16 protein-coding genes are annotated in these 20113 nt (G+C 49.9%); 5 read left to right on the top strand and 11 right to left on the bottom strand.

Going from position 1 to position 20113, the window contains the following annotated elements:
- Positions 1 to 50: 50 nt before the first annotated feature.
- Positions 51 to 482, bottom strand: coding sequence for a hypothetical protein (locus KI362_RS19540; protein WP_301629659.1), 432 nt, complete (start codon positions 480 to 482; stop codon positions 51 to 53).
- Complete coding sequence (locus KI362_RS19535) at positions 469 to 699, bottom strand: helix-turn-helix transcriptional regulator (protein ID WP_212937847.1); 231 nt, start codon at positions 697 to 699, stop codon at positions 469 to 471. Before KI362_RS19535 ends, KI362_RS19540 begins: the two co-directional genes overlap by 14 nt.
- A 215-nt stretch (positions 700 to 914) precedes the next feature.
- Here KI362_RS19535 and KI362_RS19530 point away from each other — a divergent pair, with 215 nt between their 5' ends.
- Positions 915 to 2438, top strand: coding sequence for a Ppx/GppA phosphatase family protein (locus KI362_RS19530; RefSeq protein WP_301629656.1), 1524 nt, complete (start codon positions 915 to 917; stop codon positions 2436 to 2438).
- Here KI362_RS19530 and ppk1 read toward each other — a convergent pair.
- The 6 genes from ppk1 to KI362_RS19500 all read right to left on the bottom strand — a co-directional run bounded on the left by ppk1 (position 2380) and on the right by KI362_RS19500 (position 8990).
- The gene (gene ppk1 / locus KI362_RS19525) at positions 2380 to 4509 is read right to left on the bottom strand and encodes a polyphosphate kinase 1 (protein ID WP_301629654.1); all 2130 of its coding nucleotides are present in this window, start codon (positions 4507 to 4509) and stop codon (positions 2380 to 2382) included. The two genes, KI362_RS19530 and ppk1, sit on opposite strands and share 59 nt — an antisense overlap.
- A 178-nt stretch (positions 4510 to 4687) precedes the next feature.
- On the bottom strand, positions 4688 to 6085 hold the full coding sequence (locus KI362_RS19520; RefSeq protein ID WP_301629652.1) for a sensor histidine kinase: 1398 nt from the start codon (positions 6083 to 6085) through the stop codon (positions 4688 to 4690).
- A complete protein-coding gene (locus KI362_RS19515; protein WP_044481238.1) occupies positions 6076 to 6735 on the bottom strand; it encodes a response regulator transcription factor in 660 nt (219 codons plus the stop codon). The genes KI362_RS19520 and KI362_RS19515 overlap by 10 nt, the downstream gene beginning before the upstream one ends.
- A gap of 51 nt (positions 6736 to 6786) precedes the next feature.
- Entirely contained in the window at positions 6787 to 7548 is a 762-nt protein-coding gene (locus KI362_RS19510; RefSeq protein ID WP_301629648.1) for a lantibiotic immunity ABC transporter MutG family permease subunit, read from the bottom strand.
- 1 nt (position 7549) lies between these two features.
- A complete protein-coding gene (locus tag KI362_RS19505; protein WP_301629645.1) occupies positions 7550 to 8281 on the bottom strand; it encodes a lantibiotic immunity ABC transporter MutE/EpiE family permease subunit in 732 nt (243 codons plus the stop codon).
- Between the two features lies 1 nt (position 8282).
- Positions 8283 to 8990: a lantibiotic protection ABC transporter ATP-binding protein gene (locus KI362_RS19500; protein ID WP_301629643.1), complete on the bottom strand. Its 708-nt coding sequence runs from the start codon at positions 8988 to 8990 to the stop codon at positions 8283 to 8285.
- A 693-nt stretch (positions 8991 to 9683) separates the two neighbouring features.
- On the opposite strand from KI362_RS19500, the gene KI362_RS19495 reads away from it, so the two are divergent.
- Entirely contained in the window at positions 9684 to 9920 is a 237-nt protein-coding gene (locus KI362_RS19495) for a hypothetical protein (RefSeq protein WP_301629641.1), read from the top strand.
- A gap of 981 nt (positions 9921 to 10901) precedes the next feature.
- Here the strand turns inward: KI362_RS19495 and KI362_RS19490 are convergent.
- From KI362_RS19490 to KI362_RS19480, 3 genes are read right to left on the bottom strand one after another with little or no spacing between them, the layout of a single operon-like run.
- Positions 10902 to 12752: a hypothetical protein gene (locus tag KI362_RS19490; protein WP_301629640.1), complete on the bottom strand. Its 1851-nt coding sequence runs from the start codon at positions 12750 to 12752 to the stop codon at positions 10902 to 10904.
- Positions 12749 to 15067, bottom strand: coding sequence for a glycosyltransferase family 2 protein (locus KI362_RS19485; RefSeq protein WP_301629639.1), 2319 nt, complete (start codon positions 15065 to 15067; stop codon positions 12749 to 12751). Before KI362_RS19485 ends, KI362_RS19490 begins: the two co-directional genes overlap by 4 nt.
- A complete protein-coding gene (locus KI362_RS19480; protein ID WP_212937836.1) occupies positions 15064 to 16155 on the bottom strand; it encodes a bifunctional glycosyltransferase family 2/GtrA family protein in 1092 nt (363 codons plus the stop codon). The genes KI362_RS19485 and KI362_RS19480 overlap by 4 nt, the downstream gene beginning before the upstream one ends.
- Positions 16156 to 16380: 225 nt before the next feature.
- Here KI362_RS19480 and KI362_RS19475 point away from each other — a divergent pair, with 225 nt between their 5' ends.
- The 3 genes from KI362_RS19475 (at position 16381) to KI362_RS19465 (ending at position 19997) form a co-directional block, all read left to right on the top strand.
- Complete coding sequence (locus KI362_RS19475; protein WP_212937835.1) at positions 16381 to 17634, top strand: mechanosensitive ion channel family protein; 1254 nt, start codon at positions 16381 to 16383, stop codon at positions 17632 to 17634.
- Positions 17635 to 17668: 34 nt separating this feature from the next.
- The gene (locus KI362_RS19470) at positions 17669 to 19579 is read left to right on the top strand and encodes a beta-N-acetylhexosaminidase (RefSeq protein ID WP_301629635.1); all 1911 of its coding nucleotides are present in this window, start codon (positions 17669 to 17671) and stop codon (positions 19577 to 19579) included.
- Between the two features lie 133 nt (positions 19580 to 19712).
- Positions 19713 to 19997, top strand: a complete 285-nt coding sequence (locus KI362_RS19465) for a hypothetical protein (protein ID WP_301629633.1) — start codon at positions 19713 to 19715, stop codon at positions 19995 to 19997.
- Positions 19998 to 20113: the final 116 nt, after the last annotated feature.

Genomic DNA, 20113 nt, shown 5'->3' with positions numbered 1-20113 from the left:
ACCCGGATTCTGCAACGAGAATTGAAGTGATGTCATCATTTTTCTTCCTCTTACATCCGTCTCTCATAATAGATACTCACGATCAATTCGACCAAAACTAAAAATCCCAGTAAAATTGCTGACACTGTATAAACAGGAATCCATGCCGTGTTGGCAGTTAGTTTGTATCCAACCACGCCCCCAATTGTAGATACTATAAGACACCCATAAAGAATTTTAAGTGTCAATGACTTGGTTCTAAGTGTTAAAAGTCTGTTTCTCTCATCGTTATCTTTAATCAGATCTTCTCTTGTTGCCTGTTTTGAAAACGCACGAATAAAACTGCCAATTCCTATCAGGATAGACAACACAGCAAAGGTCATATCTTTGACCTGTTTCGGTAAGAACTCCTCTGGCGAAATGATATTAAAGATGAAGTTAAAGACACCAAATGCTGTAAATATGATTCCAACGACTAATCCCTTTTTATTATAAATCTTCACGCTGCTGATCCTCCAATTCTTTATTTTCTTTGAGACAGCATAAATCCTCCACCGTTGTGCCTAACACCTCTGCCATTCGATATGCCAGCATAAGGGAAGGGCTGTATTGTTCTTTTTCAATTGAAATGATGGTTCTTGATGAAACATAAACTAAGTCGGCCAACTGTTGCTGGGTCAAATTAGCCTTAGTCCTTAATTCTTTTACCCTTGTTCTCATAATTCCCCTCCATAAACATGAAGTCCACTTCACATGAAGTAAACTTCATATTATTGTAATGACAAAGAAATGTCAATTGCAAACAAGAGTCTTACACAGATGAAATAGTGGAATTTTAATCAGTAACAAGTTTAAATTCGCCTCTATTTAGGGTAAAGTGAGATAAAATAGTTCAGAAAATACGGGAGCCATTACATACCATGCAAAATAATTACGTGAATATTGGGATTATCGATATCGGATCTAACTCCATCCGGCTTGCCATTTATGAGTCCGCGGCGGAGGGCCGCGCATACAGGTTGATTAATGAATTCAAGGAATCGGCCCGGTTGAGCGAGAAAATGAGTGCGGACGGCATGATGCATCAGGAAGGTATTCAATCTATTGTGCCGATCTTGCGGCAATTCAGCGAGGTATGCTCGGCCTATAGCTGCACGAAGATTCGCATTGCGGCAACAGCAGCTATCCGGAATGCAGCGAATACCTCCGAGATCAAGGCCATTCTGGAGCGGGACACCGGGATGGAGATAGAGGTTCTTACCGGCGAGCAGGAGGCATACTTCGGCTTTATTGCCGTAGCAGGAGGCATGGCTGTCGAGGACGGCTTCATTGTCGATATCGGCGGAGGGAGCACCGAGATTACGTTATTCCGCAACCGGCATCTGGTAGGCAGTGTTTCCCTGCCGCTTGGAGCTGTGAATGCCCAGGTTCAATTCGGAGAAGGGGAGGAAACCTGGACAGAAGAGAACTGTAGACGTCTTCGCCATGCGGTGGGTCGGCTTATGGAAAAGGAGTCCTGGATGGAGAGTCATTCGGGCCTGCCGCTCATCGGCTTGGGAGGGACGATTCGGACGCTTAGCAAGATGGATCAACGGCGGCGGAATTATCCGCTGCGATTGGCACATCATTATTGTGTGGAGCCGGAGGGCATTCAATATTATGCCGAGACACTGCCACAGCTTTCATTGGAGAAGCGCAGAAAGATCGATGGCCTGTCCAAAGCACGAGCTGATATTATCGTTCCCGGCATTCTGATTCTGCAAGCAGTGTTTGACCGCTGTCAGGCCTCGTGCTGTTTGGTCAGCGGTACGGGATTGCGCGAAGGACTCCTGCAGGATACGCTGGGCATAGACATCCCGCCTGCAAGCGAGGTGCTGCAGCGGCAGACGGAGTCCTTGCTGGCCTTCCATACCCGGACGCCCCAAGCCCATTTCCATCAAATCAGCCGTTATGCGGAGCAGTTATACAAAGCCATAGATAAAGATGCGAATCCTGCGGTCACTGGGCTGGTCAAGGCTGCCTGCATGCTTTATAAAATCGGCGGAGTGATTCGCTATCACCAGTACGATAAGCACACCCTGTATTGGTTAACTCATGCGCCGCTTGGCGCGCTCAATCATCGTGAAGCGATATTGTGCGCCTTCATTGCCGATTTCCCTTCCAATCATGCCAAGAAGTTAAACCTCGAGGAGTATGCAGAGCTGTTGAAGGAGAAGGATGAGGAAGAGATTCTGAGGCTGGGGTCTCTGGTGGAATTGTCCATTGCCCTGGATGCAGGAGAGACGCAGAAGATCGAAGAGATGGAAACCGAGATTACGGAGGATACCTTGCTGTTGAAGCTAAAAAGCCGCAGCCATCCTTACCTGGAGACCAGGCAGTTGGAGGCTGCGGCCAAGAACTTCAAGAAAGCTTGGGGACGGAAGCTGGAATGGGAGCTTCAACCGGCTTCCATGCGCTGATATCAAGGGCTTCGAACTGGCTGCGAAGGGCCGGTTCGGAGCTGCGGATCGGCTCGTATTTGCCGTTAGGCAGCAGTCTTTTGGCCTTCACATTATCTGCCAGCGTCAGCTTCATAATTTGTTCCAGGGCCTCCCGGTTGGATGAGCTGGTCACTGGACACATGATCTCAAGCCGTCGGGTCAGGTTGCGTGTCATCCAGTCCGCGCTGGACAACCAGACCTCCGGATTTCCGCCATTTTCAAAATAGTAAATTCGCGAGTGCTCCAGAAACCGGTCCACGATACTGCGCACCTTGATCCGTTCACTCAAGCCTTCGACACCAGGGCGCAAGCAGCATACGCCGCGAACCACAAGCTCGATATCCACACCGGCGCCGGAGGCCACGTATAATTCATCGATCATTTCCTGATTGGATAAGGAATTCATTTTGGCAATAATTTTGGCTGGACGCCCTGCGGCCGCATGCTCTGCTTCTCTCTGAATCAAGCTGAACAGCCGGTCCTTCATCCCTGTAGGAGCTACCGTGATGGCTTGCCATTGGTCGGCATCGGAATACCCGGTAATCAGGTTAAATAGCTGGGAAGCATCTTCCCCGATCGCCGGATTGGTTGAGAACAGACCAATATCCGTGTAGAGCCGGGCTGTCGTATCGTTATAATTTCCGGTTCCCATATGGACATAACGCTTCAATTCCCGCCCTTCCTGCCGAATGACAAGAAGGACCTTGGCATGGGTTTTCAGCCCGATCAGCCCGTAGACGACATGGCATCCGGCCTTCTCCAGCTTTCTTGCCCACGCAATATTCCGCTCCTCATCAAACCGTGCTTTTAGCTCCACGACCACCGTTACCTGCTTGCCCGATTCCGCTGCTTTAGCCAGCGCCTGAATGAGCGGAGAGTTACCGCTGACCCGATATAAGGTCATCTTAATAGCCATAACAGCCGGGTCCTCTGAGGCTTGGACAATAAAATCCGTGACCGCGTCAAAGCTCTCATAAGGATGGTAGACCAGTACATCTCTTTGCTTCAGGACATCGAAGAAATCCTCATTATCCGCGAACTCCCACGGGTATACCGGATCGATCTGAGGATAGCGCAGCCGGGAATAGCCTTTCACGGCACCGGGCAGCTTGCCCAGAAATCCCAAGTCAAGGGGACCGTCGATCTCGAACACGGCGTCCTGAATCTCGAACTCCTCCTGCAGCACTTCAAGCGCATAAGGATGGAAGCCTTCCTCAATCTCAATACGGACGGGTGCGCCCCAGCGCCGCTTGCGCAGCTCCTTCTCGATCTCTTCCAGCAAATCTTCGGCGCCTTCTTCATCTAATGCCAGGTCGGCATTGCGCGTTAGCCTGAATTCATGCACCGCAAGGGGAACATAGCCGCTGAACAGCGTCTGAATATGATGACGGATCAGCTCTTCAATCAGAATGAAGGACTGCTTCTTGCTATTGGAGTTATGCGGAAGCGGAATGATGCGAGACAGGTTGGAAGGAATTTGCACGATTGCAAAGTAAGGCTCCTGATCCTCTGCATCATCATTCCGGACAGCTCCATTATCGCGCATGAGTACAACCGCCAAATAAACAAAGCCGGTGTGAACGAGCGGAAAGGGGCGGCTCTGATCGACGGCCATCGGGGTGAGTACCGGGAATACGATATCATGGTAATATGTCTCCATGGCTTTGCGCTGCACTCCGTTAAGCTCAGCATAGTCAAGGAAGACGATGTTTTCTTTTGCCAGCTGTCTCAATATGTCTCTAAAAGTCCGGTATTGCTCGGAGACCATGGCCGATACCCGGGAAATCAGACGTTTATACAGACCTTCAGGGGCATAGCCGGAGAAGTCCTTCTTGGAATATCCGGCACGGATCTGGTCCTGAATGCCGGCCACGCGAACACTCATGAACTCATCCAGATTACTCGACACGATCGATAGAAATTTAGCCCTTTCCAATAAGGGGGTGGTAACATCCTTTGCTTCCATCAACACGCGGCGATTAAATTCGACCCAGCTAAGATCGCGGTTCAAATAACGGGGTCCTTGTTTTTTATAATCCGTAAGCTCCATATGACCTTGCCTCCGTTAAGTACAAGTTCAAAATATAGCAAGGCAAGCACGATTCGGTTGACTTTGTGCTGTATTGCCTGCATCCCTTTTATTGTACATAATCTGAAAAAAAGGAGGTGCTTGGTTTTGTAAACTCTGTGTAAAATCTTTAATTCTACGTAAACTCTGCGAAAAAGAATTAATTTTGTCGAAATGCTGGAATATCAAGTGATACTTCACCACCGGGACAGGATATTCTATTCGCAAGGTTCAGATTTCCGCCGTGCAGTTGGGCTATAAATCGGGCAATATATAAACCCATGCCATAATGTCCTTGCAGCCTTCGGGAGGAATCCCCCATATAGAACTGCTCGGCCGCTCGTCGAAGCACCTCAGGCGAGAAGCCAGGACCCTCATCGGTTACACAAAACCGGATATAGTCATCCTCCATTCCTATCGTCATCTTGACCGTACTTCCTTCTGGGGCATGATCCATAGCATTGGAAATGATATTCATCAAGGCTCTTTCCAGCAATGCGGAATCGCCGTGCAGGGAGTCAGGCAATCCGGGGGCTGAGACACAAGACACCGAGATATCTATTGGTGCAGCTAATGCCAGCATTTGTCCGCTTAGCTTGTCCTTAAATTTCTGCAGGTCTATAGCTGCTGGATGATAAGAGAGGGAGCTTTCTGCATAAACCATTTCAAACAGCGACTTCATATAGCTCTCCAACTGAGCGGTACTATCTGTAATATACTCCGTATACAGCTTCTGTTCCTCTGTCTGTTCTGTCTCGGAGAGAAGCTCTGCATTACCGCGGATAATCGTTAGGGGTGTCTTGATATCATGAGCTAATGCGGAGATTTGCATTCGCCGGTTTTGCTCAAGCCTCCATTGCTGCGTAAGCGACTTCTTGAGTGCAGTCTTCATTTGATCCATGGATTGAAGGATGTGGTCAATTTCTGCGATCCCGCTGAATTGTACCGTGAAATTCAGATCCTCGGCCTGTATTTTTCGGGTGGTCTCTTGAAGGACGCTCATCTTGTCAGCCAGCCTTCGGCCAAAGGAAGAGGACAGTCCGATGGTTCCTCCCAGAAAAGCAATGAAAAAAATAACCAGCATGATAAACTCCACATGCGGGAAGATTCCTCGCAGCGAAGGATTGTGGAACTGTACCGTAAGAAGATAACGAAACATATAAATTTCATTTTGAAAGGACACCTTTAAATACCCGTATGGAAAATCATACGTTGAATCTGCAGCCTGCAGCCGATTCCAGATCCGGCTCCCTGGCTTGACAGCCAGGCTTCCTTCCAGCAGGGTTCCTTCCGGGGTATATCTCCCGTATATATATAGTCGCTCCGGGTCCTCCGGGGGCAGCTGCTGACCGGCTAAAATGGCGGTTCGGACTTCTGCTACCTGTTTTTCCGCATAGTTGGCGGGCAACAGAATCCCCGAAGATAGGGACAAGGAGAACAGAAAGACCATCATGAGCAGCAAGCAGATGGTCCCGGCACCAAAAATAGCCAGATACTTCAGAAAGAGCGTGCGCAAGCGGGTCGCCGAGCGTCTGGGCTTGGGGTTGATTATTTCCATCGGTATCCGATCCCCCATACGGTCTCAAAGGGAGCAAATTGCAGCCGGTTTAATTTACCCCGGATATTCTTGATATGCTCCACAATGGTAGAAGAATCACTATCTCTGTCATAACCGAAGACGGCCTCGTAAATCTGTTCTCTGGAAAAGACCTGTCCGCGGTGCAGAGCAAGAAATTCACAGATCATATACTCACTGCGAGTCAATGGAACCGGACGTTCATTTACTATAAGCTCCTTGCCCGATAAGTTAAAATAAGCTTCACCCACGGAATAGATATTCCGCCGTTCTCGTTTTTCCCGCCTTAGGTGGGCATGAACGCGAGCTCGCAGTTCACCTGCCCCGAAGGGCTTGGTCAAATAATCATCTGCTCCAACACCAAGTCCCTCCATGATGTCTGACTCCATAGACCTTGCGGTTAGAAATAGAATCGGACAGTCCACCTTTTCGCGAATTTGCCGGCAGAGGGTGAATCCGTCGATTCCGGGCATCATCACATCCAGCAAGATAAGGTCAAAGCTTCCCAGCTGTGTATCCAATACTAACGATGCTTCTGATAATACCGTCACTAAATGACCCTCCTTTTGCAAGGTATGTTGCAGCAGGGCCAGAACAGCCGGTTCATCGTCTACAGCAAGAATATGTGCCAATGTCATCCCCTCCTCTGCTCCTTGCCAACCTGCGTATTATTCATAACTTGATTACTCCACCGATTGAGTTCCTTCCCAACGCCCATACCAATATCCTAATACTATCATGCTGATCACCGTTGCGCCTGTACACCATAGAATACCTGGCCAGAGTAATAGTTCGGCGGGTAGCATGTCTCCGCTTGCTATGCCATACTGCATCCAGATGGTTAGCATCCGGATAGGCCAAGCACTAGGGAAGTATATCCAGATATGATCACCCAATCCGGTGAGGAGCAATGCGCCAACCAGGCTCTCTACGATCCCTAGCCCAATGGAGGCTCCCTTGCCGAAGCGCAGACTAATGAACAGATGCAGGAAGTAGAGAAATAGGCAGCTTCCGAATAAGAGGGAGGCGGCTTCTACATAGAAGACCGGATCAAAAATGGTCTGCTGCTTCAAGATGTACATAAAGCCTGCCCCAAATCCCGCAGCAGCGAGAAGGGAACTGCAATACCCCAACAGCAGGAGCAGGGTAAGCTTTGCAGCAAGAGAGGCAAGCCGGTTCGGCGAGACAAGCAACTGTTGATAGTTCCCGGCGGAGGCCTCCTGATCTGCGGCGACACTGCATACGATTCCGATCATGGTTGGAAAGGCAATAGCCAGCACCTGCATATAAGCGCTTATTTTGCTCGCTGGAGAGAAAGGGGTGTAGCCATAGTAACCAAGAAAGATAGCGATACCGGCAAGCGGGACAAACAGATGGACCCATATAAGGGGCTGCCGCTTGAGCTTAATCAGCTCAGAGTAGAAGCTGCGCCAGTAAGTCGTCATTTTATCGCGCCTCCTGACGTTTGAAAGCCTGCATTGTCAGCAATGACAGTAACAGGAACCAGCCCAGCGCAATCAGAACCCCCGGCAAAAGAACACCTTGCTCCAGCAGCGGATCTCCCGCTGGCACAGGCAGACCATTGGGGAGTGTATTTATTACAGCGCACATCAGTCTGGCGGGAATTGCATAGGGAATGACCCACCACAGCTCTGTAGTCGCAAAAGAACCTATAGCCATCACATTCCCCAAGAGATTCAAGAGTAATGCGCCGTACATGCCGAGTCTCATGGTCAAATACATGCACAGCGGAATCTGCCAGAGAACGGTGAGGACAAGCAATGAAAAGGCAGTCAAGCTATCTTTCAAATTCAGGGCAGAGGGAAGCACAAATCCACTGAGCGTAATCCCCGCAAACAAAAGAAAGGTTGAGGCGAAGAGCACGAGGGAGACAGCCCCGATTTTGCCTAGCCAGACCTTGCCAAGAGAAGCCGGAAGTCCAAGAATGGCACGGTAGTTCAGCTTTTTCCGATCCTTCTGAATAATTCCGATACCCATAAGCGATAATGCTCCTGGCAGAATCATCGTATACCACCAGTTATAGCTGGCGGTCTGAAAGAAGGTGCCGGCCATCAGTCCGGCGCATAGCAATAAGGTCAGCAAGGGGGCTAGCCAGACAAGCCTGGCGGTAAAGGTTCGTCTCAATTTTAGCAGCTCGGCATGAATGTATACCCTCATTTTAGCGTCCCTCCCCCTGATGCTCTGAGACAATCTGCATAAATAAAGACTCCAGACTTTCGCCGGGAAGGATAACACTCTGATAGGCCAGAACGCCCCCTGCCATTATTCCGATGTGATCAGCAACCTGCTCCACCTCTGACAGCACATGGCTGGATAAGATGACGGTGATTCCCTGCTTCGTTAGGGAGCGAATCATCTCCCGCTGCTCCTGGATGCCAATCGGATCAAGCCCGTTAGAGGGTTCGTCGAGAATGAGCAGCTTGGGATGGTTGAGCAGGGCAATCGCAATGCCAAGACGCTGCTTCATGCCCATTGAGAACTGACCCGAGCGCTTCTTGCCGGTGTGACTCAGCCCCACCACCTGCAGCACCTCATCCATGCGCGAATCAGGCAGACCGAGCAGTGTGGCTCTAACCTTCAGATTTTCCCTTGCCGTTAAATTTTCATATAACGGGGGAGACTCGATCAAGGCGCCAATTTGTGATAAATGTCGGCGGGTCCAATCCTCACCCTGGAACAGAATACGGCCCGAAGTTGGGCGAAGCATGCCCGTCAGCATTTTTAGAAGGGTAGACTTTCCCGCGCCATTTGGGCCTAAAAGTCCGTACACAGTATTCTCCGGAATGGATAAGGAGACATGATTTACCGCTTTTTGTCCTTTAAAGGACTTGCATAAATCCTGTGTCTTCAGCAGAATATCGCTCATAAGGCTTCATCCTTTTCTCTAGTGATGAGACCAGAGTACAGGATAATTCTAAGGAATTTATAAGGTTATCCAGCTTAACTCGCCGCTTTTGCGCACTTTATTGCGAGTGCGCAGCACAATGTTTAAACAGCAATAAAAGTCGGATTAATGAATCTGCGTGCCGGGGCAACGTGTGAAGTGTGCTTACGATCGCTGTTGCTCGCGGATTTCTTGATTGAATAAAACACAGTAGGGTAGAAATCCACTCACAAAGGCGAACGCTTACGCTTCTTCAGCACACTTCACACTTATGCCCTTATTACGCGGGTTCTTAGTTCGGCTTTATAGTGCCAGATGGAGCTGATGCACTGCAGACTTCACGGGAGAGTGACCAGAATGAGGCCGATTAGGTAGGACGAGTAAAGTTCGAAGCAAGACTGGAATGCTAGTGGACAAGATGACGGCGGAACAGAGGGGGCGATACTTGGCCGGAGCATCGCGAGTGGAATTTAATTGCTTTTGGGCACTTATTTCGCCGGATGAGCGTCCGCGCGTGAGACAGAGCACAACCTCCAAGCAAGCGATGGGCATACATTGAGTTCGTGTGAAAAGCGGATCGCCCGAGTTGCTGTGCGCGCTTTGCCCAAGGCTTGCGCTAAGTATCCATGCAAGCTACCACAGGCGGTAGTAGGCTTGCGGGCAGTACCTGTTTGCATGGCACGGGCAGCAAGCTTATTGCAGCCCAGCATGTTGCAATTGCGCTTTGCTGCCCAGGAGGTGCAAATTGCTCTGCATGTGCAAACTGCATTGCAGTTGAAGCCAATAAGCGCGAAGTTAGGGCAAGAGTGTGAAATGAATCTGAAAAAGCGAAGCGGTCGCCTTTGTGAGCGGATTCCCCCCTTGTCAGAACTTAGTCCAATCATGGAAATCCGTGAACAACAGCGATTGTAGGATCATTTCACACGGCTGTCCTCCCTGCGTGCTAACTGCAGTTCAACCCACTAATTGCTATTGCACAGTAAACAGTAAATAGACAACACCGTATATCATTGGGCACCCCAATCTCGACAAACCCGCAGGGCAAGAGTTATTCCAGTAGATTCAGCAATATACCCACCAAGTACGTATGCCGTACGCCTCGCACCGAGCGCAGCTCCCAGGGCGCGGTGTTTCGCAACATGACAGTGATCGTTTGATCGCATGAAAATACGATCATACGTATCCAGTGAAAAAAGTTACCTTAAATTCAGTGGAAATGATAGAAATGCGGATATAGTGAAATTTTTGTACTTAAAGTTGACTAAAACAAGGGTTTGGCTAGCTACTGGCGATCTAAGGTAAGTTTTTTCACTAAAAGTGGGTTCGTGCGTCGAATGAAGATTTTAAGGGAAGTAATTTCATTAAATCGCGAACGGATGAGCATGAGCATTAGTAAGGTTGGTCAAGAAGGGCGGATGAAGTCCGGAGCAAGGTGGAACGCCGGTGGGACAAGTTAATTTCGGAGAAAAGCTTCAGTACTGGCAGGACAGGCAAAGATGCGGTGCAAGGCCGAAGCAACATAAGGTCGGGGCGCAACTCTAGCGCGAGTGGTACCCTGCTTGCATGATTCCGAAGGCGGCAAGCTCATTGCAGTTCTGCTTATGGCACATCCATGTGCAAACTGCATTTTCAGTTGAACTTCAAAGGCGAAGTAGCCAGGGCATAAGTGTGAAGGGGTGTGAAGTAAAAGCTTTCTGTAAGAAAGCTGCATCGGGAGCATAGACTCGGAGCGTTGGCCTTTGTGAGCGGATTTCTCCCTTGTGAGACCTTAGTCCAATCATAGAAATCCGTGATCAACAGCGATCGTAGCAACCCTTCACACGTTGCCCCTCCAACTCGCCCTTTTCTGTTCAACTGTTCTTCTGCTATTGAACACTTAACAGCAGATGTATCTCACTGCAATGCAAGCTCAATTTGTTCCCCGGAGCGGATAATCTTGTAAATTCCCTCCTGCATTTCAAGCCCGTAATGCTTCTTCAGCAGCCGGTTCCCGTCAGGATCACTCTCTACCACGACAAAATAATCATACCCGCTCAGCAGGTTATCCATATTGTCTTCATAGAACAGTACAATGCCATCGACATTCGGGGCGTACAGGTAGTACCTCCCGATATACTGCAAGTAATAATTCGTCACCTGCATGTCTGCATCCGAGCTATAGAACAAATATCGGTTCTGATCCTCTTGGCCGTTGTCATACCAACGGTCTCCGGTCACCTGGTACACCTTGTGGGGCAGTGTGCTCTCGTAGTCCTTGGCGATCGACTGCATGCCGTTATACTCCGACAACAGAAGCGTCACGGCAATGGCCGTACAGGCCCAGATCCCTTTTTGATAATAGCCTTTGTTCCGCACGCTCTTGAAGGCGCGATGGCGGGGAACCTCGCCGAGCTTATAATGAAAGGACCGCTCGATATCGACGGTGGCGCAGAGCACCAATCCCCCGGCGAACGGGACCACGATACTGGAGGCATAGCGCTCGAAGCCGGCCAGTACAATCGCTTCATCCAGTGGCATGGAGAAAAGGTACAGCCCCAGAATTCCCGCATAATACAGAATAACCACGAGATCGAGGGCGATGAGCGCCTTCCACAGATTCCATTTCTTTTTCAGCATGAACGCCGCAAATATAGAGGCCAGAATCGCAGCAATTTGAAAAGCGGCAATGCCAAGCGCAGGCCGGGTAGACAGGTCGGTCGCGGAGCTCACGAACAGGGAGAGGATCTCCGACATTTGCTCCAGGGTCTTCTCCGTTTGAAGGCCGGCGGCAGCGATGTCGAATTTATTTTCAACCCCACGAAAGACCGTCTTCATCCGCCAGTCCCAGCCGAAATAAGGGAGCACCGACCCGCAGAGCGCAGCGATGACTGCCGGGGCAAGCCGCAAGATGGCGCGGCCCCCGCTTCTCAGCCAGACATAGACCAGGTACAACAGACCGATGGCGGCAAAAATAATCCCTGTGCTCTTGATGACCGTCAGCAGGCCTGCAAGCGGAATAACGACCAGGCATGCCATTTTAAGCCGGCCGCGATAATGATGAACTATCGCAAAGATCGCCAGTGTATAGATCGGCAGCAGGAAGTCCACGAGCAGATTGCTGATACGGATCGTAATATTAAAGAATGATAAGGAAGACAGACCCATTCCGAGAAAAGCTGCGAGCAGGAAGCGCTTCTTTTCCGAGATGATCCCGAACATGGCGTAGAAGCAGGAGAAGATCAGCAGCCCCTGGGCAAGCAGCATAACAGGCTGGGCATGGCCCGCAAACAGGCACACATAATAGAGAAAGGACGAGGTGCCGAGCGGATAATTTTTGAAATCGATCAACGGGGAGTCCGGCCCCGGAAATGCGTCGGTGCTCAGCATCTGCTTCAGGACGATAGCCCAGTGAGAGAAGTTATCGTAGTGCGTCAGCCGGTTCTGGAACAGGACCAGCAGGAACAGAAGGCTGCCTGCGAAGAAGGCGAGCTGATAGATGGGCGGCGGCGTACGGCGCGCGGCTCTCCGGCCTGTCCGCAGGAACAGCGCGGCGATCAAGGCCAGCAGTCCCAGCCCTAACAAGACAAGACTGCCTGTCCGCAGCTGGCCTGCCAGCCCGCAGAAGAACACGATCACAGCGATCGACGAGAACACGAATACGGGAATGAACTCCCAAGGCAAGGTCAGCGTTCTCCGAACGAACAGCATATAGCCAGCGAAGGAAAGAATCAACAGGACTGCGGTTATCCAAGGAAAAGAAATCATCGCGTACTCTGCTCCTCTCTCGTAGCCGCAATTTCAGCATGTACATGCGGGTTGGTCAAGTCCTCCAGCAGTTGCTCAAGCAGACCCTGTTCCACCAGAGCATTGATGTTCTCGACCTCCAGCAGCGCCTCTCCGTGAATCGTTGTCTTTCCTGTGTAGCGCACCTGTACTTCGATCCGGCTGCGCGTAGCAAAAGTCACGGACGTTCCGGCAGGCATTTCCCCGATAAAGCCGGAGGCGGTGAAGAAATCATAATTGAAGCTGCGCAGCGTGCAAATCACCCCGTTCGAGAAGAACGCAGACAATCTGAGGGGGATCCGCGGCCGGGCACGTTGATCCGATAGGGGCGAATCGATCCGTTTTTTGATATTGCGAAGCATATCGTCGTAAGCCGTATCCCACAAGTTCATCTGCTCGGGCAGCGAATGCTTCCGGTCATAGATGATCTGCATATATTGACGCTTGTCCTGCTCGCTGAGCGGCTCTACCTTGGCGGTATAGCGCCATCCCTGGCCGTCGGGCTTCACATAGACGATGACCGCCTTCAGCCTGGCCTTGTATCGCGTTGTCCGAATGGTCAGAATCAGATCTTTTTCCTGCGGCAGATAAAGCGGCTTTCCTATATAGAGGGCGACGCCCTGCTCCGAGACGTCGACGGTGCGGACCCGATAGTCCACCGGGCTGCCTTCCCAGGTGATCGTTACCTCTTCATTAGCCCGGATACGTTCAGATTCGCGGTAAGCACGGCGGCCGATCATGAAGAACAGGGCATAGATCAGCGCGACCATATTATAAACGAGCCAGAACAGGATGACACTGCTGTATAACAGCGCCAGACCGTACTTTCCATAGGCGAACCGGACGATCGCAGCAACCGAGAGCAGCAGCAGAACGAGATGCGGCAGGGCATAGAGCAGGGAAGTCAACCATTGCCTCCGGTTGATCTTGCTCTTGTTCTTGCTCGTGACCTTGAACCTGCGTTCATGGATTCCCAACGTTTCCAGCAGGACTGGAAGGATCAAATAAGGCATGAGTATCGTATCTATGACCTGGCTCCATCGTTGATTGCGGATATTGCTGGACAGATAACGCATCGACATGCTGTAACAGAAGTACGAAGGCAACCAGAAGATCAGAATCTCCCAAAAGCCGGTATTTACGATTTTAAAATCAAACAGCGCAAACAGAATCGGCGCCAGAATAAAGATTAACCGGTTAAAAAAGGACCACCAATACAAAAAGCTGCTTAAATAGGTCACTCTCGTCCAGAAAGGAAGCTTCCTGGACACGATGGCACGGGTGTTCTGCAAGCTTTGAATAATGCCCCGCGCCCATCGGATACGCTGCTTTATCATACTCTTGATGGTTGTCGTGGTCAGTCCGGCGGCCTGAACTTCATCTGTGGCATAAGTAATGTATCCGGCCTGCTGAAGACGGATGCTCGTCTCAAAGTCTTCTGTGATAGTCTTTAACGGAAAACCGCCGATCTCCTCCATCGCTTGCCGGGATATGACCGTGTTGCTGCCAGTATAAGCCACTGCATTGGAGGCGTTGCGCAAAATATTGACTTCCCTTGAGAAGAAGTCCTGTTCGTTCGGGATCTCTTGCTCCGCATATAGGTTGAATTGGAATAAGTCCGGGTTATAGAAGCTCTGCGGAGTCTGAACCAGTCCGATCTTGAGGGAGGCGCTGCGCTTGCCCTTCCGGCTGCGAGGCAGCCACACGTCCTGGTCTTGTATGGACTTGTCGATCAGGAAGTAGGGGACCGTCTTCATCAGGAACGTATGCTGTGGAATCATATCGGCATCAAAGGTTGCGATCAGCGGGGAGGAGGTTTTGCTGAGCGCGTTGTTATAGTTGCCCGATTTAGCTTCCTTATTGTCCGGAAAGCCAAGGTATCCGACACCGAATTGCTTCGCGAGCTCCTCTACCTCGGCCCGTCCTCCGTCATCACACAAATAAATATGAACCTTACGCTTGTCGGGATAGTCCATAAACGTGCAGGCATTGACGGTCTTGTACAATAAATCGACCGGCTCATTATGCGTGGCGATGAATACGTCCACATCCGGATACTCCTTCTCGGGAATGACCGGGAAATCCAGCGTGGAGCGCTTCTTCTGCATTTTCTGAAAAAAGAGTTCAAAGGTCGTCAATACGGTGAGCGCCTCGGCCAAATATAATAAGATCCCAAATACAGCATTCAACGGGCCTTCATCGAAGGGAAGGGTGAAGATCAACCGCCACAGCAAGTAGATGGACATTAAAATGATGGTGACGATAAACAGTGCATGCTGCCGCTTTTCGTTCTTCAAGGCAACCGATGCCCCCTTGCTGCAAATACCCATCGCTGCTGTACCTGGTAGCTTAGCAGGAACAGTAAAGCATCACAGATGAGCTTCGCTATTTTTTCATCTATTAGGAAAACGGTGTGAATCATATATACTCCGCCGCTGGACAGCATAATCACGAGAGCGCACAAGGCTAGATAACGCCACAGACTTCCGCGGCTGTTCTTTTTTCGAAAGACAAGATGCTTGTTCAGCAAGTAGTTGACGCCGATGGAGACGACTCTGGCCGTCACTGTTGCAATCCAAATTCTTAAAAAAGCTTGCTCCTCGAGCATGGGACGTAGAGTATCCATTAACAGCCAGGCAATGCCAAGATCAACCACCGAGCTGCCTAATGAAGAAAGAATAAATTGCAGAAAGCCGGTAAAAAGGACCCTCATGACCCTGAAGCTATCCCGAATCGCTCTGAAATGCGTCCCCGTATTTCCGTGTTCATAAATAACCTGAATCGGCAAAGTGGAAATCGGTACGCCGGTATGGATGCAGGAGATCAGCATCTGCAGTTCATATTCAAACCGTGAGCCGCGAATACGCTGGAAAAATGGAAGCAATTGAGGGCCAAAAGCACGAAGACCGGTCTGGGTATCCGACAGCTGCTTGCCGTACAATAAGGCGAACATAGAGGAGGCAATACGATTGCCAACCAAGGATTTAGGCGGAATTCCGCCTTTGCTGAAATCCCGAACACCGAGGGTCAGCGCCTCCGGCTGGAGCACGGCCTCCTTTGCGAGCCGGTACACGTCCTCCGCTGCATGCTGTCCATCTGAATCAGCCGTCACAATGCAAGCCGCATCCTGGAGCTGCTGCTCAATATACAGGAACCCGGTCTTGAGCGCAGCTCCCTTGCCCAAATTCACCATGTGACGCAGCACGATACAGCCTTGACGGGACAGCTCCGCGAATAGGGGCTGATACTTCTCGCCGGAGCCGTCATCTACAATGACGATATGGACAAAGCCGTATCCATGGAGCTGTTGTACATAAGCGGGGAGCTTCTCATTCGGTTCAAGGGACGGAATAAGGATAATTGTCTTGCTGATTGGGTTTGTCATGTCCACCTCTACAAACTTGTATAAATTTAAATATAAGACAAATTTCGACAAATTCCAACACTATACAACAAATATCAACATTATCATTATTTTGTAAGGGGGGACAATAGAAAGATGTTATACTAATTTATAAACCATAAAAATGGACGATAAGAAACTATGTAGAAAAGGCATAAGTGTGAAATGTTCTACCTAAATTATAATTTGAAAAAGACGGAGGCGGATATGGATTTTTTTAAAGCAATGTTCGAGGATATCGGGGTGGGGAATGAGACAGCATTGTATCTGACCAACTTGCTCTTGATCGTAGCGATCGCCGCATTGTGTATAGTTGCGAACTTTGTAACTAAGAAGGTTGTATTAAAGATCCTTACGAAGGCGATTCATAACAATCGATTCCAGTGGGATAACATTTTTCTGGAAAGAAAGGTGTTCCATAAGCTATCTCATTTTGTTCCTGCAGTGATCATTTATAATTTTTCATCGCTTTTTCCTGCCTATCAGCAGGTTATTATAAAATGTGTCGGAATTTACGTCATTATCGTTGCCATTTTAGTGATCAATGCTTTTCTAAATGCGGTTAACGATATTTACCGGACCTATGAGGTCTCCAAGTCCCGTCCGATCAGGGGCTATATCCAGGTAGTGAAGATCTTTGTCTACATTATCGGCGGGATTCTTGTTATTTCGGGTATGATCGGCAAGAGCCCGTTGCTGTTGCTGAGCGGGATTGGGGCGCTTTCGGCAGTGATCATGCTGGTCTTTAAGGATTCTTTGCTGGGGCTGGTTGCAGGTATTCAATTGGCGTCCAATGATATGGTGCGAGTCGGGGACTGGATTGAAATGCCGAAGTATGGCGCAGACGGTGATATCATAGATATTTCCCTCAATACGGTCAAGGTTCAGAACTGGGATAAGACCATTGTGATGATTCCAAGCTATGCGCTGATTTCAGATTCCTTCAAAAATTGGCGAGGCATGCAAAATGCAGGCGGCCGGCGGATCAAGCGCTCCTTATTCATAGACACCAGCAGTATCACCTTCTGCACGGAAGAGATGATTAACAGATTCAAGGGCATCCATCTGCTCACGAATTATATATCAAGCAAGCAGCAGGAAATTGCAGCCTACCATGCCGATAGGCAAATTGATACGTCCAATAGAGTCAACGGAAGAGCCCTTACGAATATCGGAGTGTTCCGGATGTATATTCAAAATTATCTTCAGAATCATCCGCAGATTCATCAGGAAATGACGTTGATTGTCAGACAATTGGAGCCCGGGGAGACAGGGCTGCCTTTGGAGATCTATGCGTTTACGAACGATACAAGATGGGCTGTCTATGAAGGGATTCAGTCTGATATTTTTGATCATATTCTGGCGATCGCGCCGGAGTTTGGTCTGCGTGTGTTCCAGAATCCTAGCGGGAATGATATTAAACAAGGCTTGAGCGTAAAGCAAGAACAGTATTCGATGTAGTTATTAACGGGATCATTTATGAAGGAGGATTATTATGAAGCTGCATTTTACAGGAGAACTGTCCGGTCTGTTATCAGGCATTCAGGTGCTGGCACCGGAGCTCGGAATCGAACAGGATGAAGAAGGTCTGGAGGTCGAGGTGTCCGCCTCGAGCCAAGGTCTGGAGGTAGGGCTTGTTCAGGGCAAGGCTTACATAAGACATGAAAAGAAGCATCAATTCTTCCGGGGATTGGGCTTGCTGATCCAGCACGCGGGAAGCAAGGCTGCATTCGAGATTAAAGAAGAGCAGCAACTCTCGACGATCGGGCCGATGTTCGACCTGTCGCGTAATGGCGTGCTGACCCTGGAGAGCTTCAAGTTCATGCTGCGCAAGATGGCGGTTATGGGGTTGAACACAGTTAAGCTTTATATGGAGGACACATACGAGCTGAGCAGTGAGCCGTATTTTGGCTATATGCGGGGCAGATACAGCTATGAAGAGCTGAAGGAAATAGATGATTATGCGGATCAGTTCGGCATTGAGGCGTTCCCGAGCATTCAGACCCTGGCTCATCTGGAGGAGTTCCTGAAGTGGGAGCCGGTGGCTAAATACAAGGATACAAAAGGAGCGCTCCTGGTCGGAGATGAAGCGGTCAACGCACTGATTGAGCAAATGATCGACGCTGTAAGTGCTCCATTCCGCAGTAACAAGATTCATATCGGTATGGACGAAGCGGAAGAGCTCGGACGGGGCAAGTACCTCGACCGCAATGGGTATCATGACCGGTTCGATATTATGACCCGGCATCTGGAGCGGGTATTGGCCGCTACACGCAAGCGCGGTCTGGAGCCGATGATGTGGAGCGACATGTTCCTGAAGCTCGCCTCGAAGAGCGGAGACGCCTACTATGAGGAAGGGACGAGTATTTCTGAAGAGATGGCTAACCGGATCCCTAAGGATGTCAGCATGGTGTACTGGGATTACTACCATACCGAGCAGGAGGATTACGAGAAGCTGATCGCGAAGCATCGTCCGCTTGGCTGCAATCTGGTGTTCGCTGGGGCGGTGTGGGTCTTCAACACCTTTGGGGTCAACTACGGCTTGTCGCTCAAGGCAACGGATTCAGCGCTTCAAGTGTGCAAGAGAGAGGGCATCACCGAGATCTATGCTACCATGTGGGGGGATGACGGCAATGAGAGCACGCCGCTCGGGGCATTGCTAGGTCTGCAATTCTATGCAGAGCATGCCTATACTGCGGGCTCCCCATCCTGGGAGCAGGTATCTGACCGGGTGAAATTCTGTACCGGCATTGAAGCCGAGACCTTCCTTCGCCTGAAGGATCTCGATGAGACGCCAGGAGCAGTGCCGGGCAATCACAAGCAGAGTAATCCGTCGAAATTCCTGTTGTATCAGGATGTATTACTTGGCTTGTTCGATAAGCAGATCGAAGGATTGCCGATGGCCGATCATTATGCGAAGCTGGAGCAGGAATTTGCAGCTAACCGTGTGAAGGACGCCGAGCTGGACTATATCTTTGATGTGCCGCAGAAGCTATGCGCGGTGCTGAAGCAGAAGAGCGAGCTGGGCATTGAAGTGAAGCGGGCTTATGATGAGGGCAACCATGCGGAATTGAGACGGATTGTTGAGGAGGTGCTGCCTGCATTGATCAAGGCAGTGCATGAGCTCCGTCTGGCTCACCGCAGCCAGTGGTTCCGCATCTTCAAGCCATTCGGCTGGGAAGTCATCGATATTCGCTATAGCGGTGTAACGGGACGTCTGGACACGGCGGCGATGCGGCTGCTCGATTATGTCGAGGGACGGGTCAAGCGGATTGAAGAACTGGAGCAGGAGCGGCTTGTCTACAGCGACAACAATCCCTTCAATGAGCGTGGGGCCGGCTGGTGCAGCTATTATTACCGGATGGCCTCGCCGAATGTATTCTTCCATGTATTGAATCCGTTGTAGAACTAAAGAGGGTGTTCCCAAAGCCAGCTTAGATGCCGGATTGAGGACACCCTCGCTCTCTTCACCGGAGTTGTGCTATGGGCTGCAGAAATAAGTGCGCAAAGGCACTAAAAATGTTGATGTGGGAGCTCGTGTGGCGATTATAGTGCAGAAAGGCATTAAAATTACTGGTGCGGGAGCTCATGTGGCGATTATAGTGCAGAAAGGCATTAAAATTACTGGTGCGGGAGCTCATGCGGCGATTATAGTGCAGAAAGGCATTAAAATTACTGATTTGGGAGCTCGTGCGGCGATTATAGTGCAGAAAGGCATTAAAATTACTGGTGTGGGAGCTCGTGCGGCGATTATAGTGCAGAAAGGCATTAAAATTACTGGTGTGGGAGCTCATGTGGCGATTATAGTGCAGAAATGCGTCTAGAATAAAAAGTGGACACAGCGTTAAGTGACCCCAATAATATACTTAACGATGAAAGAGGTGTCCGCTATGGGAGAGCAGCGTCAGCGCTACAATGAAGAATTTAAAATGCAAGCTGT

This window comes from Paenibacillus apis, from assembly GCF_018333295.1.
Lineage (GTDB): Bacteria > Bacillota > Bacilli > Paenibacillales > Paenibacillaceae > Fontibacillus > Fontibacillus antibioticophila.
Note: the sequence above shows the minus strand (reverse complement) of the source record. Positions and strands in the feature narration are given on the sequence as shown.